The sequence below is a fragment of the Corallococcus sp. AB018 genome, assembly GCF_003986945.1.
GTDB classification, from domain to species: Bacteria; Myxococcota; Myxococcia; order Myxococcales; family Myxococcaceae; genus Corallococcus; species Corallococcus exiguus.
Genome location: NZ_RAWR01000044.1, coordinates 20,660 through 36,019, shown reverse-complemented (window position 1 = coordinate 36,019; position 15,360 = coordinate 20,660). Strand labels below are relative to the sequence as shown.

General features: G+C 70.9%; 10 protein-coding genes. 7 read left to right on the top strand and 3 right to left on the bottom strand.

Annotation, left to right across the window (positions count from 1 at the left end; genetic code table 11):
* Window positions 1-102 precede the first annotated feature (102 nt).
* On the top strand, window positions 103-1,614 hold the full coding sequence (locus D7Y11_RS12005) for a M20/M25/M40 family metallo-hydrolase (protein WP_126933756.1): 1,512 nt from the start codon (window positions 103-105) through the stop codon (window positions 1,612-1,614).
* 7 nt (window positions 1,615-1,621) lie between these two features.
* Here D7Y11_RS12005 and D7Y11_RS12000 read toward each other — a convergent pair whose 3' ends face one another.
* Entirely contained in the window at window positions 1,622-3,382 is a 1,761-nt protein-coding gene (locus tag D7Y11_RS12000) for an MDR family MFS transporter (protein ID WP_126933755.1), read from the bottom strand.
* A gap of 247 nt (window positions 3,383-3,629) precedes the next feature.
* Here D7Y11_RS12000 and D7Y11_RS11995 point away from each other — a divergent pair, with 247 nt between their 5' ends.
* The 4 genes from D7Y11_RS11995 (at window position 3,630) to D7Y11_RS11980 (ending at window position 10,350) form a co-directional block, all read left to right on the top strand.
* Window positions 3,630-5,615 (top strand): lysyl oxidase family protein, encoded by a 1,986-nt coding sequence (locus D7Y11_RS11995; RefSeq protein ID WP_126933754.1) that lies wholly within the window; start codon window positions 3,630-3,632, stop codon window positions 5,613-5,615.
* 99 nt (window positions 5,616-5,714) lie between these two features.
* Entirely contained in the window at window positions 5,715-7,724 is a 2,010-nt protein-coding gene (locus tag D7Y11_RS11990; RefSeq protein WP_126933753.1) for a lysyl oxidase family protein, read from the top strand.
* A 151-nt stretch (window positions 7,725-7,875) separates the two neighbouring features.
* Window positions 7,876-9,102: an ABC transporter permease gene (locus D7Y11_RS11985; protein ID WP_120575816.1), complete on the top strand. Its 1,227-nt coding sequence runs from the start codon at window positions 7,876-7,878 to the stop codon at window positions 9,100-9,102.
* A 21-nt stretch (window positions 9,103-9,123) separates the two neighbouring features.
* The gene (locus D7Y11_RS11980) at window positions 9,124-10,350 is read left to right on the top strand and encodes an ABC transporter permease (RefSeq protein ID WP_120596320.1); all 1,227 of its coding nucleotides are present in this window, start codon (window positions 9,124-9,126) and stop codon (window positions 10,348-10,350) included.
* Window positions 10,351-10,436: 86 nt separating this feature from the next.
* Here D7Y11_RS11980 and D7Y11_RS43800 read toward each other — a convergent pair whose 3' ends face one another.
* Both D7Y11_RS43800 and D7Y11_RS11975 read right to left on the bottom strand, forming a co-directional pair.
* Window positions 10,437-10,610, bottom strand: coding sequence for a hypothetical protein (locus D7Y11_RS43800; RefSeq protein ID WP_167548584.1), 174 nt, complete (start codon window positions 10,608-10,610; stop codon window positions 10,437-10,439).
* Window positions 10,611-10,776: 166 nt separating this feature from the next.
* Window positions 10,777-11,679, bottom strand: coding sequence for a hypothetical protein (locus tag D7Y11_RS11975; RefSeq protein ID WP_126933752.1), 903 nt, complete (start codon window positions 11,677-11,679; stop codon window positions 10,777-10,779).
* A 196-nt stretch (window positions 11,680-11,875) separates the two neighbouring features.
* Here D7Y11_RS11975 and D7Y11_RS11970 point away from each other — a divergent pair, with 196 nt between their 5' ends.
* A complete protein-coding gene (locus D7Y11_RS11970) occupies window positions 11,876-13,120 on the top strand; it encodes a phosphatidylserine/phosphatidylglycerophosphate/cardiolipin synthase family protein (RefSeq protein WP_121752986.1) in 1,245 nt (414 codons plus the stop codon).
* A 103-nt stretch (window positions 13,121-13,223) separates the two neighbouring features.
* Complete coding sequence (locus D7Y11_RS11965; RefSeq protein WP_121752985.1) at window positions 13,224-15,209, top strand: DUF4091 domain-containing protein; 1,986 nt, start codon at window positions 13,224-13,226, stop codon at window positions 15,207-15,209.
* The last annotated feature ends 151 nt before the right edge of the window (window positions 15,210-15,360 follow it).

The following is a 15,360-nucleotide window of genomic DNA, read 5'->3' as shown; positions in this document are numbered from 1 at the left end:
CCAGTTGAGCCCCGCGCGCCGCGTTCCCCCTCTCGGCGCGCGGTGGCCCCTGGGACTTCCACCCCGCCCCTCCTCACTCATCAGGTCCCCTCGAGGATTCGAGTGTCCACGTCCACCTTCGTCCTGCCCGTCTCGCTGGCCCTGCAGCTGCTCACCTCGGCATCGCCTTCCCCCCAGAACACGGCGACCGCGCCCTCCCAGGAGCCCGCGCCGAAGTCCCCGGCCACGTCGTCGGTGAAGGCCACGCCCCCGGCCGTGACGAAGCTGAGCGCCGCGCAGCAGGCCACGGCGGCGAAGCTGGTGGGTCCCGCGCTCGCGGAAGGCCATGCGTACGCGCGGCTGGCGGAGCTGACGGATGGCATCGGGCCGCGCCTGTCGGGCTCCGAGTCCGCGGAGGCCGCGGTGCAGTGGGCCCTGCGCAGCTTCCAGGCGGATGGGGTGAAGGCGTGGAAGGAGCCGGTGAAGGTGCCTCGCTGGGTGCGGGGCGAGGAGCACGGCGAAATCCTGGCCTCCGAGCGCACGCGCGGACTGCCGCTGGCGCTGCTGGCCCTGGGCGGCAGCGCGCCCACGCCGCCGGAGGGCATCACCGCGGAGGTGGTGGAGGTGAGCTCGCTGGAGGAGCTGGCGGCGCTGGGTGACAAGGTGAAGGGCCGCATCGTGTTCTTCAACCACACCATGTCGGAGGCGGCGGACTACGGCCGCTTCGCGGGGCTGCGAGGCCGGGGTCCGGCGGCGGCGGCGAAGCAGGGCGCGGTGGCCGCGCTGGTGCGCTCGCTGGCCACGGCGTCGCTGCGCACGCCGCACACGGGCTCCACGCGCTTCGACGAAGGCGGCCCGCGCCTGCCCGCGGCGGCGGTGTCGGTGGAGGACGCGCTCACGTTGCACCGGATGCTCCAGGGCGGAGCGGTGAAGGTGCGGCTGGTGCTGGGGTGCTCGGATCTGCCGGACGCGGACTCGTCCAACGTGGTGGCGGAGGTGCGGGGCCGCGAGAAGCCGGACGAGGTGGTGCTCCTGGGCGCGCACCTGGACTCGTGGGACGTGGGCACGGGCGCGCACGACGACGGCGCGGGCGTGGTGATGGTGATGGAGGCCGCGCGGCTCATCGCGAAGCTGCCCCAGGCGCCCCGGCGCACGGTGCGCGTGGTGCTGTTCATGAATGAGGAGAACGGGCTGCGCGGCGGCCGCGCGTACGCGGAGAAGCACGCGAAGGAGCTGCCCAAGCACGTGGCCGCGATCGAAATGGACGCGGGCGGCGGGCGGCCCCTGGGCGTGAGCCTGCACGCGGGGCCGGGCGGTGAGGCGCTGATGCGTCCGTGGCTGGCGCCGTTGGAGGGACTGGGCGCCGCGCAGTTCCTGGTGGGGCACGCGACGGGCGCGGACCTGAGCCCGATGGAGCCCGCGCACGTGCCCTTCGTGGGCGTGCGGGTGGACAGCAGCCGCTACTTCGACGTGCACCACTCCATGGCGGACACGCTGGACAAGGTGGACCCCCAGGACCTGTCGCGCAGCACCGCCGCGGTGACGTGGATGGCGTACGCGCTGGCGGAGTCGCCGGGCACGCTCGTGCGTCCCACCGCGCCGGAGTCGGACACGCCGCCGCCGCCGAAGAAGTAGGCCGCTGCTACGCCTCCGCCGGGGCCTTGCGCGGTCCGCCCCGGCGAAGCGGCAGCTCCGGCAGCAACAGTGTAACGAGCAGGGCCGCCAGCGCGACGAAGATGGCGACGCGGTACACGGCCATCGTCGCGCGGGTGAAGGACTCCTTCATCGCGCGGTCCACGCGGTCCACGGTGGACAGCGCGCGGGCCTCGTCCGCGTCCACTCGCGCGCGGGCTTCGGGCCCTTCTTGCAGGGCCTGCCGCCGCTCCTCGGCGAAACCCTCCCGCAGCCTCGCCTTCACCTGCTCCGGCTGGAACCGCTGGCCCTGCGGCGCGCCTTCTCCTCCGCCCAGGCTCGCCGGCGCGGACGCGTGCAATTCCTGCCGCACGTCCGGAGGCAGTCCGCTCGTGGCCTGCTGCGTGCGCGCGTGCATCTCCCGGCCCAGCGTGCCCGCGAACACGGAGCCCAGGAGCGCCACGCCCACCGTCATGCCCAGCTGCCGGAAGAACGTCGTCGCGGACGTGGCCACGCCAATGCGCTGGGGCGGCACGGAGTTCTGCACGGCCACGGTGTAGAGCGGGATGGACGGGCCCAGGCCCAAGCCCACCAGCACCATCTTCACCGTGACCTCGGCCTGGGTGGAGTCGGGCGTCAGCGTGAAGCCCATCACCGCGAAGCCGCCCATGAGGAACAGCAGCGCCCCCACCATCAGCGCCTTGTAGCGGCCCATCCGGGAAACCAGCTGCCCGGACAGGACATTGCCCGCCACCACGCCCAGCGTCAGCGGCGTCAGCGTCAGCCCGGAGTGCGTCGCGGACAGCCCCACCACGTTCACCATGAACAGCGGCAGGAAGGTGACGGACGCCAGGAACACCGCGCCAATGGTGAACACCGCCGCGTTGCCCGCGGAGAACGCGCGCAGGCGGAACAGAGACGGTTCCAGGAGCGGCTCCTTCGCACGGCGCTCCCGCCACACGAAGAGCCCCAGCCCCACCGCCGACAGCGCGAACAATCCCAGGATGGGCGCGGAGCCCCACGGGAACCCGCCCGCCCGGGGTGTCGCCGCGCCATGGCCCAGGCTGAGCGCGAGCAGCAGCGGCACCACGCCCACCGCCAGCGCCACCGCGCCCAACAGGTCCAGCTTCCCGCCGTGCACGCCCTCCGGCTTGAGCGGCGGCATGCGCAGGAAGATGAGCGCGAGCGCGAGCGCGCCCACCGGCAGGTTGATGAAGAACACCCAGTGCCAGCCCAGCGAGTCGGTGATGAAGCCGCCGGCCAGCGGGCCAATGACGCTGGACAGGCCGAACACCGCGCCGAACAGGCCCTGGTACTTGCCCCGGTCGCGCGGCGGGAACAGGTCCGCCACCACCGCCAGCGAACCGGTGAAGAGCGCCGCGCTACCCAGCCCCTGCACCGCGCGACAGAGGATGAGCACGAGCGTGGAGCGGGCCGCGCCACACAGGAAGCTGCCGGTAAGGAACACGGCGATGCCCGCCACCAGCACCGCGCGGCGGCCCATCAGGTCGGACAGCTTGCCCCACACGGGCACCATCATCGTGGAGGCCACCAGGTACGCGGTGGTGAGCCACGGGTAATGCTCCGGCGCGATGTGCAGGTCCGCCTGGATGGTAGGGCCCGCCGTGGCCACGATGGTCTGGTCCAACGCCGCCAGCAGCAGCCCCAGCAGCGCTCCCGCCAGCGTGAAGGCCTTCTGTGAACGGCTGAACCGCTCGGAGGCCGGAGCAGCGCGGGAGTCCAGGGCGGTGTCGGCGGCGGTGTCGGCCATGGCTCGGGCACGCACTCAGGGCGCGTGCATTCGCGCGAATCTGGGGACGGCGTCGGGGGCTGGCCACGTCCGCCTGCCCGGCTGCTCTCCGTCCGGAAGGCAATGCGCCGTCGGGCAGGTGTCGGAAGCACCGTTCATTCAGCAAGGGCCTTTCGGGGAACGGAGCGCGCCGCTCTATCCTGCGCACCCCTTCATGCCGGACATCGGATGCGCTGGGGGCGTGAGCGCGTCCTGCCCAGGAGTGAACATGCGGACCCGTGGAGCGCTGGCCTGCGCCGTGGTGATGTTCCTGACGGCGGGTTGCAAGGACGACCCCAAGCCCCAGCCCGACGCGGGTGTCCCGGACGCGGGCTCTCAAGACGATGCCGGCACCGCCGGGCCCACCCTCTCCGAAACGCCACGCTGGCAGGTGGAAGGCGATGGCCTCGACGCGAAGGAGTGCTTCGGCCGTGGCGTGGCGCTGGGGGACCTCGACGGTGACGGCCGCCAGGACCTGGTGGTGATTTCACCGCCGTGCACCAGCGGCCCCACGAACCCTGGCCGCGTGATGGTGTACTCGGGGCAGGCGTCCTACTTCTCCCAGACACCCGTCACCTCCACGCTGTCGTGGGTGCATCCCAGCCCGCGCACGTCGGGTTACCAGATGACGGTGGGCACGGGCGACGTCGACGGGGACGCGTACGCGGACGTGGTGGTGAAGAGCTACTACGGCGTCAGCGTGTACAAGGGCGGACCGGACCTGTCCCAGGTGTTCGCCCAGCCGCTGTTCCGCGTGCCGGACTCGTCGACCACGCGCTTCGCCATCGGGCGGCTGCTGGACGTGGATGGCGACGGGCTGGACGACCTCATCGTCTCCACCTTCACCGGGAGCACCACGATCTATCGCGCGACGCCCGGAGGGAAGGAGGGCCCCTTCACCAACGTGCGCGTGCTGTCCGGCTACGCGCAGCCCGCGGGAGACACGGACGGGGACGGCGCCCAGGACCTGCTCATCCCCCTGTACGACGAGGAGAACAGCCAGGGCCTCTTCCTGGGCTGCAAGGCGGACAGCTCGCGTGTCTGTGATGGACCGCTCACCACGCAGCCGGTGTGGAAGGGCACGGCGCAGAGCGTGAGAGGGATTCCGGACCTGAACGGAGACGGCCGTCCGGAGATGCTCGCGGGGCTCCGGGGCAGCGTGCGCCTGCACCTGTCCGACGCCTCCGTCCAGGGCTACTCCGCCACGCCCGTGTGGACGTTGATGGACGACCCGGCCTTCCCCAGCGTGGCCGCCCAGAGCCTCTCGGTGGGCTCCATGTCGGTGGCGAGCAGGGGCCACGACTTCGTGTTCGCCTCACTGGGGCGCGTATACCTCTTCCGCCCCCAGGAGAACGTGTCCGGTCCGCTGACGCCGGTGTGGGCGTGGCCGCGCGCCAACCGCCTCCTGCCCCAGACGATGCTGGGCTTCACCGTCCCCAGCGTGGCCAGCCCTGGAGACCTGGACGGAGATGGCTTCGACGACCTGGTGGTGGGCCTGTCGCAGGAGAACGACGGCACGCGCGCCCCGGGCCGGGTGGTGGTGTTCGGTGGCGGAGTGGAGGGGCACTCGGAGGAGTCCGCGCCCCTGCTGATACCCGCGAAGATGTGCAACCTCCGGGTGGATCCGGTGAACGGCAAGCCGGACCTCACCGTGGACCAGGACGTCATCGCCCGCACGCTCTACATCGAGCGGCGCTCCTTCGCGGCGGACTCCTGCGAGGTGCGTGAAGGCTGCGTGCCCGCGGGCGGCGAGCGGCGCCTGCTGCGCTTCACCACCTCCATCGTGAACCTGGGCACCGCGCCCGCGGTGGTGCCCTCGCCGGAGGAGCGGCCGGACCTCTTCGTCTACGACGAGTGCCACCAGCACGACCACCTGGTGAACTTCGCCGGCTACGACCTCAAGGACGCCTCCGGCAACTCCCTGTCCGTGGGGCGCAAGCAGGGCTTCTACATGGTGGACTTCACGCAGTACTGCGCGGACGGCACCGCGTTCGCCTGGTACGACCCGGGCACGGGCATCTCGCCGGGCTGGTCGGACGTCTACACGGCGGACACCGCCTGCCAGTGGCTGGATGTCACAGACACCCCGGACGGCGACTACACCGTGCGGGTGGGCGTGGATGAGAACCACATCATCGACGAGCTCGACGCGCTCCCCAACGAGGCCACCGTCAAGGTGCGCCTGAAGGGGGACACCGTGACCGTGCTGCCCTGAAGCGAAAGGGCGGGCCGCGCGCATCGTTTCACCGCGAAGGGACTCCTGGGGATGGGGCCGGTGCAATGCCGGCCGGTTCATTCCGGGGAGAACGACACGATGCGGATGCGATTCGCGCGGTCCTGCGCGGTGGTGGGGCTTTGGGTCCTGACGGGCTGCAAGGATGATCCGAAACCCCAGCCGGATGCGGGCACGCCGGACGCGGGCCCCACCCTCTCCGAAACGCCGCGTTGGCAGGTGACCGGTGACGGCGCGAACCCCAGGGAATGCTTCGGCCGCACCGTGGCGGTGGGCGACCTCAACGGGGATGGGCGCAAGGACCTGCTGGTGACGTCCGCGCCCTGCTCGGGCACCCAGACGGACCCTGGCCGCGTGATGGTGTACGCGGGCGAGGCGCGCGACTTCTCGAAGACGCCCGTCACGACGACGCTGACGTGGGTGCACCCCAGCCCCCGCGCCTCCAGCAGCCGGATGACGGTGACCACGGGCGACATCGACGGGGACGCGTACGCGGACGTGCTCGTCGCCACCGCCTTCGGCGTCAGCGTCTTCAAGGGCGGGCCGGACCTGTCCCAGGTGCTGGCCCAGCCGGTGTTCCGTGCGCCGGACTCCGCCACCCTGCGCTTCAGCGGCGCGCGGCTGCTGGACCTGGACGGGGACGGGAAGGACGAGCTCGCCGTCTCCACGCTCGACGGGGAGCTCACCGTGTACCGGGCGACGCCGGGAGCACCGGAGGGCGCTTTCACCGCCGTGCGCAAGCTGACCGGTGTCCCCAACCCCGCGGGGGATGTCGACGGGGACGGGGTCAAGGACCTGGCCGTGACCCACGACGACTTCAAGGTGGAGCTCTTCCTGGGGTGCAAGGCGGGCAGCGCTCACGTCTGTGAAGGGCCACTCACCGCGCAGCCCGTGTGGACGGGCCAGGCCGAGCTGTTCTCCGCGCTGCCCGACTTGAATGGGGACGGCCGCGCGGAGGCGCTCCTGCTGCTGGACGGCAGCCAGCGCCTGCACCTGTCCGACGCCGCGGGCCAGGGCTATGCGCCGCAGGTCACCTGGCAGCCGATGGACGACGCGGCCTTCCCCCTCTTCGGACAGGCCTACGTCACCTTCAACAAGACCGTCGTCTCCGTGGGCTCCATGGTGGAGGGCAACACGGGCCACGACTTCGCCATCGGCGCCGTGGGCCGCGCGTACCTCTTCCGCCCCACCGCGAACGTGTCTGGCCCGCTGGAGCCGGTGTGGGCGTGGCCGCGCGCCAACCGGCTCGACCTCCGGACGTCGATGGGCACCGACTACCTGGGCATGGCCTCCGCGGGCGACCTGGACGGGGATGGGTACGACGACCTGGTGGTGGGCGTGTCCCCGGGACTCAGCGGCACGCCCGCGGGCACGCCCACGGGAGGCAGCGGCGAGTCCGCCTTGGGCCGGGTGATGGTGTTCGGCGGCGGCGCGGTGCCGGACTCGCAGGAGCCCGCGCCCGCTCTGGCTCCCACGCGGACGTGCGGCCTCCAGGTGGACCCCGTGAACGGCAAGCCGGACCTCACGGTGGACCGGGACGTCATCGCCCGCACGCTCTACATCGACCGGCGCTCCTTCACGGCGGACTCCTGCGAGGTGCGCGAGGGCTGCGTGCCCGCGGGCGGTGAGCGGCGCCTGCTGCGCTTCACCACCTCCATCATGAACATGGGCACGGGCCCGCTGGTGGTGCCCTCACCCGAGGAGCGCCCGGACCTCTTCGTCTACGACGAGTGCCACGAGCACCACCACCTGACGAACTTCGCCGGCTACGACCTGAAGGACGCGGCGGGCAACACGACGTCGGTGGGGCGCAAGCAGGGCTTCTACATGATCGACTTCACCCAGTACTGCGCGGACGGGGAGCCATACAGCTGGTACGACCCGGGCACGGGCATCTCGCCTGGCTGGTCGGACGTCTACACCGCGGACCTGCCCTGCCAGTGGCTGGACGTCACCGACACCCCGGACGGCGAGTACACGGTGCGCGTGGGAGTGGACGAGAACCACATCGTGGACGAGGCCGACACGCTCCCCAACGAGGTCTCCGTCAAGGTGCGCTTGACCGGTGACACGGTGACCGTGCTGCCCTGAAACGGGAAAATCCCGCCGTGAAACGCCGTCCGGTGAAGGCCGCGTGCAATGGGCGGCCCTCCTGGGCGTAGAGTGCCTGACGCGGCCCGTCCGCCGGGGTCCCTCCCGGTGCGGTGGGCCGCATGGCTTCCATGCGTGAAGGGGTGGTTTCGTGAACTTCCGGGTCGACGTGTGGGAGGGCGCGCGCATCGCGCTGACCTCGCTGCGCTCCAACCGGCTGCGGACGGTGCTCACCACGGTGGGCATCGGCGTGGGCGTGTGCACCCTGCTGGCCATCGTCGGCATCATCCAGGGGTTGAACAGCTCCTTCGCGGACCAGCTCAACAAGATTGGCTCCAACACGCTGCAGGTGTCCAAGTTCCCCTGGGTGATGAACGGGGACTGGTGGGCGTACCGCAACCGCAAGACGCTCTCGCTGGACCTGGTGGAGCCCATGCGCGCCGCCTCCGAGCACGTCATCGCGGTGGCCCCCATGATGTTCGTCAACGCGGAGGTGTCCTTCCAGAGCCGGAAGCTCGCCTCCGTGCAGACCATGGGCACCAGCCCCGACTACGCGATGACGTCCTCCGTGGAGATGGGGCAGGGGCGCTTCCTCACGCAGGCGGACGTGGACAACCGCTCCCCCGTCGTGGTGATTGGCGCGGAGGTGGGCAAGGTGCTCTTCCCGGGCATCAACCCGGTGGGCCACCGCATCCTCGTGGACCGCCGCCCCTACCGCGTCGCGGGTGTCATCGTGGAGCGAGGCACGCTGCTGGGGCAGAACGTGGACCTGGTGGTGATGCTGCCGTACACCGCGTTCCAGGGGCACTTCGGCACCCTGCGTGACGTGACCCTGGTGCTCGCGGTGGACCAGCAGGAGAACGTCCCCCGAGTGCAGGACCGGCTCACGGAGACGCTGCGCCGTGAGCGCAACACCAAGCCCGGCGCGCCGGACGACTTCGCCATCAACCGGCCGGATCAGCTGGCCAACATGTACGCGCAGCTCACCGGCGCGCTCTACGGCGCGGCCACCGGCGTCGGGCTCATCACGCTGCTGGTGGGCGGCATCGGCATCATGAACATCATGCTGGTGTCCGTGCGCGAGCGGACGCGTGAGATTGGCGTGAGGCGGGCGCTGGGCGCTCGCAAGAACACCATCATCTTCCAGTTCCTGATGGAGGCGGCCAGCGTGTCCGCGGTGGGCGGCGCGATGGGCACCGCGGTGGGCATGAGCCTCGCGTGGCTGGTGAACTACCTCACGCCCCTGGCGGCGGCGGTGCAGCCCATGACGGTGGTGCTGGGCGTGGGTTTCTCCGCGGTGGTGGGCCTGCTGTTCGGCATCTGGCCGGCGGCGCGCGCCGCGAACCTGGACCCCGTGGAAGCGCTCCGCCACGACTAGGCGCGAGCGGGAGACCTGACCATGTGGATGGCTTTCTGGGACACGGTGCGGCTGGCGTTCGGCACGTTCCGCTCCAACCCCCTGCGCTCCTTCCTCACGCTGCTGGGCATCGTCATCGGCGTCACCACCGTGGTGTCCATGATGGCCCTCATCGAGGGCCTGCGGAACCAGGTGAACGACCAGATGTCGGAGCTGGGCAGCGACTGTTTCCAGGTGCAGCGGCTGCCCTTCGGCCAGGGTGAGCTGTCCATCGCGGAGCTCGCGCGCCGGCCGCGCTTCACCTACGCGGACCTGGACGCCATCCGCACGCAGCCCTCCATCTCGCAGGCCGCCGGCGAGGACTCCAAGGGCGGCCAGAAGGCCTCCACCGCCGACCGCGAGTCGCGTCCCAACGTGAACGTCTGGGCCGGCACTGCGGAGTACTTCAACACCAACTCGGTGAGCCTCTCCACCGGGCGGCCCTTCACGGACGCGGAGTTCGTGGACGGACGGCGCGTGGCGGTGATTGGCCAGGACCTGGCGGACACGCTGTGGCCCGGCCTGGACCCCCTGAACCGCGAGTTCCGCCTCCTGGGCCGCACCTTCCAGGTGGTGGGCACGCTCAAGCGCCGGGGCGGGTTCCTGGGCGGCGGCAGCCAGGACAACCAGGCCATGATTCCCCTGTCCACGTTCGCGGGCATGTTCGGCGTGCGCGACTTCCGCATCAGCATCCAGGCGCAGTCCCCGGAGGTGCTCCAGCGGGCCCAGGATGAAGTGACGCTGCTCATGCGCCGCCGCCACGGGCTCAAGCCGACCGACGCGGACGACTTCTTCCTCTACAACAATGCGAGCGCCACGCAGATGTTCAACAGCCTCTCCGCGGCGGTGTCCGCGGCCAGCTTCGGCGTGTGCATCCTGTCGCTGCTGGTGGGAGGCATCGGCATCCTGAACATCATGCTGGTCGCCGTGACGGAGCGGACGCGGGAGATTGGCATCCGCAAGGCGCTGGGGGCCAAGCGCTACCGCATCCTCGCGCAGTTCGCGCTGGAGGCGGTGGTGCTGTCGCTGGTGGGCGGCGCGGTGGGCGTGGCGCTGGGCGTGGGCCTGGCGCACCTGGCGCGATGGATGATCAACCTGCCCACGGAGGTCCCCATGTGGTCCGTGGTGGTGTCGCTGGTGATGAGCTGCGGGGTGGGGCTGGCGTTCGGCATCTACCCGGCGGCGCGCGCGGCGAAGCTGGACCCCGTGGAGGCGATGCGCTCGGAGTAGCACGCGCACTTCGCGCAGGAAGAAGGCCCCGGCCCGGCATGAAGCGGGTGGGGCCTTTTTTCATCACGGTCGTGGCCGGCCCGGGACTACGGGCAGGGGTACGTACAGGTGATCTGCCCGGAGATGGGGTTCTTGAAACACTGGGGCGTGCAGTCCTGCGCGTCGGCGGAGGACGGCGTGGCGGCGATGCCCAGGCCCATCACGGTGGCGGCGGCGGCGAGGACGAAGGCGATGCGACGGACGTGCTTGCGAGCCTGCATGGTGTCGTCTCCCTGCGATGTGTTGGCGCTGCACGGAGCACTCTAGGGACCGGGGCTGACAACGCCACTGGCGAGATTGCAGGTACGCGCGCACGCGCGGAGGGCGGGGTGCCAAGGCGCCGCACGCGGGAAGAAATTTGAAACACCGATGCGGCGAAACAATGCGTCAACGCCTGGGAGTGGGGGTGCGACTCCACTGATAGCCCACCGTCGCGCCGCTGCCGATGAGCGAGAACGCGAGGTACTGGCGCAGGAAGTCCAGCCGTTCGCTGGAGCCGGCCAGGTGGCGCAGGCCTTCATGCGCGGCGATGCCCAGGAGCATTCCCACGGTCGCGCCGCCGAGCGCGCCCAGGTACGCGTGGCCGCGATCCTGGCTGTCGCCGAACGCGATTTCGCCCATGCCCCAGGTGCCGAGCGCGGCGATGGGAGGCGTGACGACCATCGCGGCGCCGAACGCGCCCACCTCCAGCTCCATCCACCGTCCTTGCGGATAGGAGGGATGAACGAAGAGGAAGCGTCCCGGAAGCGACGCGAGCACGGTGCCCGCGGCGGCCTCCGCGGCGGAGGCGCCCAGGCGCGTGTCACCGCCCACGCGGGTCGCGGCCCAGACGGTGCCCAGGGGCAGCAGCGTGACACCGCCATGCGCGACCCAGGTGCCGGCGGACAAAGGTGCCTCCGTGTCGGGCTCGCCATGCGGAATGAACGGCCGCAGCTGGCGAGGCGGCACGGCGGGAGGTGGAGGATCCGCGTCCAGGAACGGCGCATCCAGGACGGTGGGCCTCAGCGGAGGGGGCGGAGGTTCAGGCTCGGAGGACGGAGGCCGGTCCGACGGCGAAGCGGAGGACGCGGGCGCATCCGCTTCGCGCGGTCCATCGCGAGGCGCGAGGACGTCGCCAGCCTGTGGCGCGGGCGTGTCCGTCGTGGGCGGCTGCTCATCCCGAGGCGAGGATGAAACATCTCCCGCGGGTGGCACGTCCTGCATCCACACCGAGGCGGACGCGGCCGGTGCCCCCAGCAGGCCCACCCACAGGAGCGCTCTGTACGCGGGTGCCATCCCCTGTCGCCCCATGCCGTGTCCGTCCTCCCTGAGTGTTCGCCGTGAGCACCCAGCAGTGCGCACGCGGCGCGTCCGGCACCACCGGCCTCTCGTGCCACGGGGCTCAAGCGTCGACGGGTGGACGGTGTTCGTGTCCATCCACGCGCTTCCGCCACTCGGAGACACACGGCGGATGCGGAAGGGCGGGGGCTGCCCTAGCTTCCGGACCGTGCGGCTGGTCCTGCTCGCCCTGCTCGCCCTGCTCACCGCGGGGTGTCCCTACCCGAACCACCGACAGGACCTGCGCCTGCGCGCGCTGCCGGAGGACCCGGCGGAGAGGGAGCTCGCCATCGAGCAGACGCTGGGCATCCCGATGGAGTCCGGCAACGGCGTGGAGTTGGTGCAGAACGGCCAGGTCTTCGACGCCATCGAGGAGGAGATCCGCGCCGCGCGCTCCAGCATCCACATCGCCAGCTACATCTGGCGTCCGGGCATCCCGTCGGACCGGTTGCTCATCGCGCTGCGAGAGCGGGCCCCTGGAGTGCAGTGCCGGGTCATCGTGGATCCGCTGGGTAGCGTGAACTTCGAGGTCGTGGCCCCGGTGCTCGCGGACGCGGGCTGCGACGTGCGCATCTACCGTCCCTATCAGGGCGCGGTGACGTCCCTGGACGCGGTGAGGATCCGCGCGCGCATGCACCGCAAGATGGTCATCCGCGACGGCGAGGTCGCGTTGACAGGCGGCTTCGGCATCTGGCGCAGCTGGCTGGGCAACGGCGACGCGGCGGAGACCTGGCGAGACACCAACGTGCGGGTGCGGGGCCCCGTCGTGCGAGGCATGCAGCTCGCCTTCGCGCAGAACTGGCAGGAGTCCGGCGGCGCCTTCCTGCCCCCGGAGTCCTTCCCGGAGCTCGCGCCCGCGGGCAACGCGCGGGCCCTCTTCGTCGCCAGCACGGGGCACCGCTTCCTGTCGGAAGCCACGAAGATGTGGCTGCTGTCCATCGCGTCCGCGAAGCACCGGCTGTGGATCGCCAACTCGTACTTCATCCCGTCGGAAGCCATCAGCGACATGCTCATCCTCAAGGCGCGCGAGGGCGTGGACGTGCGGGTGCTGGTGCCCGGCCGCTACCACGACGTGAAGCCCGTGCTCAACGCGCAGCGGGCGTCCTACGCGAGGCTCCTGGAGGCCGGGGTGCGCATCTACGAGTACGAGATCTCGATGATGCATTCCAAGACGCTGGTCGCGGACGACACGCTGAGCATCGTGGGCTCCACCAACCTGGATCCGCTGGCGCTCAGCCACACCGACGAGGGCTCGGTGATGGTGGAGGGCCCGGTGCTGGCGGAGGAGTTGGCGAAGTCCTTCGAGGCGGACCTCAAGCACTCGGCGGAGGTCCACTGGCACGGCTGGAAGCGGCGAGGCCTGCTTCAGAGGCTGAGCGAGCAGTTGCCGTGGTTCATCGGCGACTTCCTCTGAGCCCACCATCCGAGGCGTAGAGCCCCCGGCCGTCTGCCTGTCCGGCTGACAAGGAACATCCGGGGCGGGAAGGCTGGCGGGGCCGGGTCGCGTTGGTCTCTTCATGCCTTCGATTCGACCGTTCCATGCCGCCCTGTTGTCGCTGACCGTGGCCCTGCCGGTGTACGCGGCCGGGCCGGCCGTGTGGGGCGAGGGGATGATGGTGAAGGTGCGGCCGGGGACCGCCGCCCGGAGCGCCACCGAGGTGCGGCTCACCGCCGCGCGCAACGAGTTCGTCTCCTTCCAGGTCGCGCTGCAAGGCGGAGACACGGGGCTGAAGGGCGTGCGCGCGAAGCTGCCCGCGCTGGAGGGCCCGGGCTCCACGACGCTGACGGGGCCGGACGTGACGCTGTATCGCGAGGCGCTCGTCACGACGAAGCAGGCGTCGGTGGCGGGAGAGTCCGTGGGTGCGTGGCCGGACGGGCTGGTGCCGGACACGGACGAGATCGCCGGTGAGACGCGAAGCGCCTTCCCCTTCGACGTGCCCGCGAAGGAGGCACGGGCCATCTGGGTGGACGTGCACGTGCCGAAGGACGCGCCGCCCGGGGACTACAGGGGCACGGTGACGGTGGAGGCGGACGGAGGCTTCCAGCGGCAGGTGACGGCGAGGCTGACGGTGGTGGACGCGGCATTGCCGAGCACGTCCTCGCTGTCCTCGGCGTTCCTGCTCTGGCCGCCGCACGTGTGTCGCGCGCACACGGGCCGCGAGGACTGCACGCCGGAGGAGTTGCAGCCGCTGCTCACGCGCTATCAGCGGATGGCGTTGGAGCACCGCTTCACGCTCTCCAGTCTCTTCCCGCGCAAGCCGTGGCCGCCGGAGTGGAGCACCTTCGACGCGACGTGGGGCCCTTACTTGGACGGCACGGCGCCAACGCGGTTGCAGGGCGCGAGGATGACGAGCCTGGAGTACGTGGGTCCGCTCGACGCGGCGAACCTGAAGGACTTCACGGCACACATGAAGCAGAAGGGCTGGCTGGACCGGGCCTACGTGCAGTTGGGGGACGAGCCGCCCTACGGCACGCCCTTCGCGCAGGTACACGCGATGGGAGAGTTGGTGCGTCAGGCTGCGCCCGGGCTGCGCACGGTGCTGACGACGAACTCGCGCGAGCTGAAGGCCAACGGCCTGGAAGACGCGGTGGACACGGCGGTGCCTCTGGTGAACCACCTGGACGGCACGGACGCGAACTTCCGGGGCGACCAGCGGGGCACGTACACGAACTTCCTGGAGCGTCCGGGAACAGCGTTGTGGATGTATCAGAGCTGCATGAGCCACGGCTGTGCGTATGGGACCAACGCGCCGGAGAACAAGCCGGGCGCGGGCTGGCCGTCGTACATGCTGGACCGGTCTGCGGCGAAGGCGCGCGCGATGGAGTGGGTGACGTTCCTGGAGGGCGCGACGGGCGAGCTCTACTACCAGTCGGTGGGCATGCTCTCCACGGCATGGACGGACCAGTACCGCTTCAACGGCAACGGGGACGGGACGCTCTTCTACCCGGGTACGCCACAGGCCATCGGTGGCAAGACGGACGTACCGGTGGCGTCGCTGCGGCTCAAGCTCATCCGCCAGGGCATGCAGGACTACGAGTGGCTCAAGGCGGTGAGTGACGCGGGAGACCCGGACTTCGCGCGCAAGGTGGCCAGGGACCTGATCCCGGCCGCATCGCGAGTGACGGACGACGGCGCCGCGTTCGACGCAGCGAGGCTGAAGCTCATCCAGCGTTACGAGGAACTGACCGCGACCCAAACGCCGGACGCCGGAACGACGCCGCAGGACGCGGGCACGCAGCAGCCGGACGCGGGCACGCAGACGTCGGCGGACGGAGGCACGGAGCCCATGCCGGACGAAGCCGCGGGAGGCCCCTCGCAGGGAGCGCCCGGCTCATCTTCCGATGTGGCGCCGGACGCGGTCGATGACGCACAGGCGGGAGGCTGCACCACGGGCGGAGGCGGAACGGCGGCGGCCGCGGGAGGCCTGTTGTTCGCGGCCTGGGCACTCGGCGGCATGCGTCGTCGTCACGCTCGCGTGACCGTGCCCGCCCGGAGGAAATAGGCGCACGCGGAGCACGCCTCCACGTGCGCCTGCCGCAGCGCGCCAGGACGGGGCCCTCCCTGTCCGGAGGCACATGGCACGAACTTGTCCGACAGTCGGACAGGTTTTGGAGCGCCGCGTCCCGGACCCCCGGTCCTGGTAGCCAGGTCGG

Coding starts and splice junctions, on each gene's coding strand:
- D7Y11_RS12000 (WP_126933755.1), bottom strand. CDS start 3,382: ATGGCCGACACCGCCGCCGACACCGCCCTGGACTCCCGCGCTGCTCCG.
- D7Y11_RS11995 (WP_126933754.1), top strand. CDS start 3,630: ATGCGGACCCGTGGAGCGCTGGCCTGCGCCGTGGTGATGTTCCTGACG.
- D7Y11_RS11965 (WP_121752985.1), top strand. CDS start 13,224: ATGCCTTCGATTCGACCGTTCCATGCCGCCCTGTTGTCGCTGACCGTG.
- D7Y11_RS11990 (WP_126933753.1), top strand. CDS start 5,715: ATGCGGATGCGATTCGCGCGGTCCTGCGCGGTGGTGGGGCTTTGGGTC.
- D7Y11_RS11975 (WP_126933752.1), bottom strand. CDS start 11,679: ATGGGGCGACAGGGGATGGCACCCGCGTACAGAGCGCTCCTGTGGGTG.
- D7Y11_RS43800 (WP_167548584.1), bottom strand. CDS start 10,610: ATGCAGGCTCGCAAGCACGTCCGTCGCATCGCCTTCGTCCTCGCCGCC.
- D7Y11_RS11980 (WP_120596320.1), top strand. CDS start 9,124: ATGTGGATGGCTTTCTGGGACACGGTGCGGCTGGCGTTCGGCACGTTC.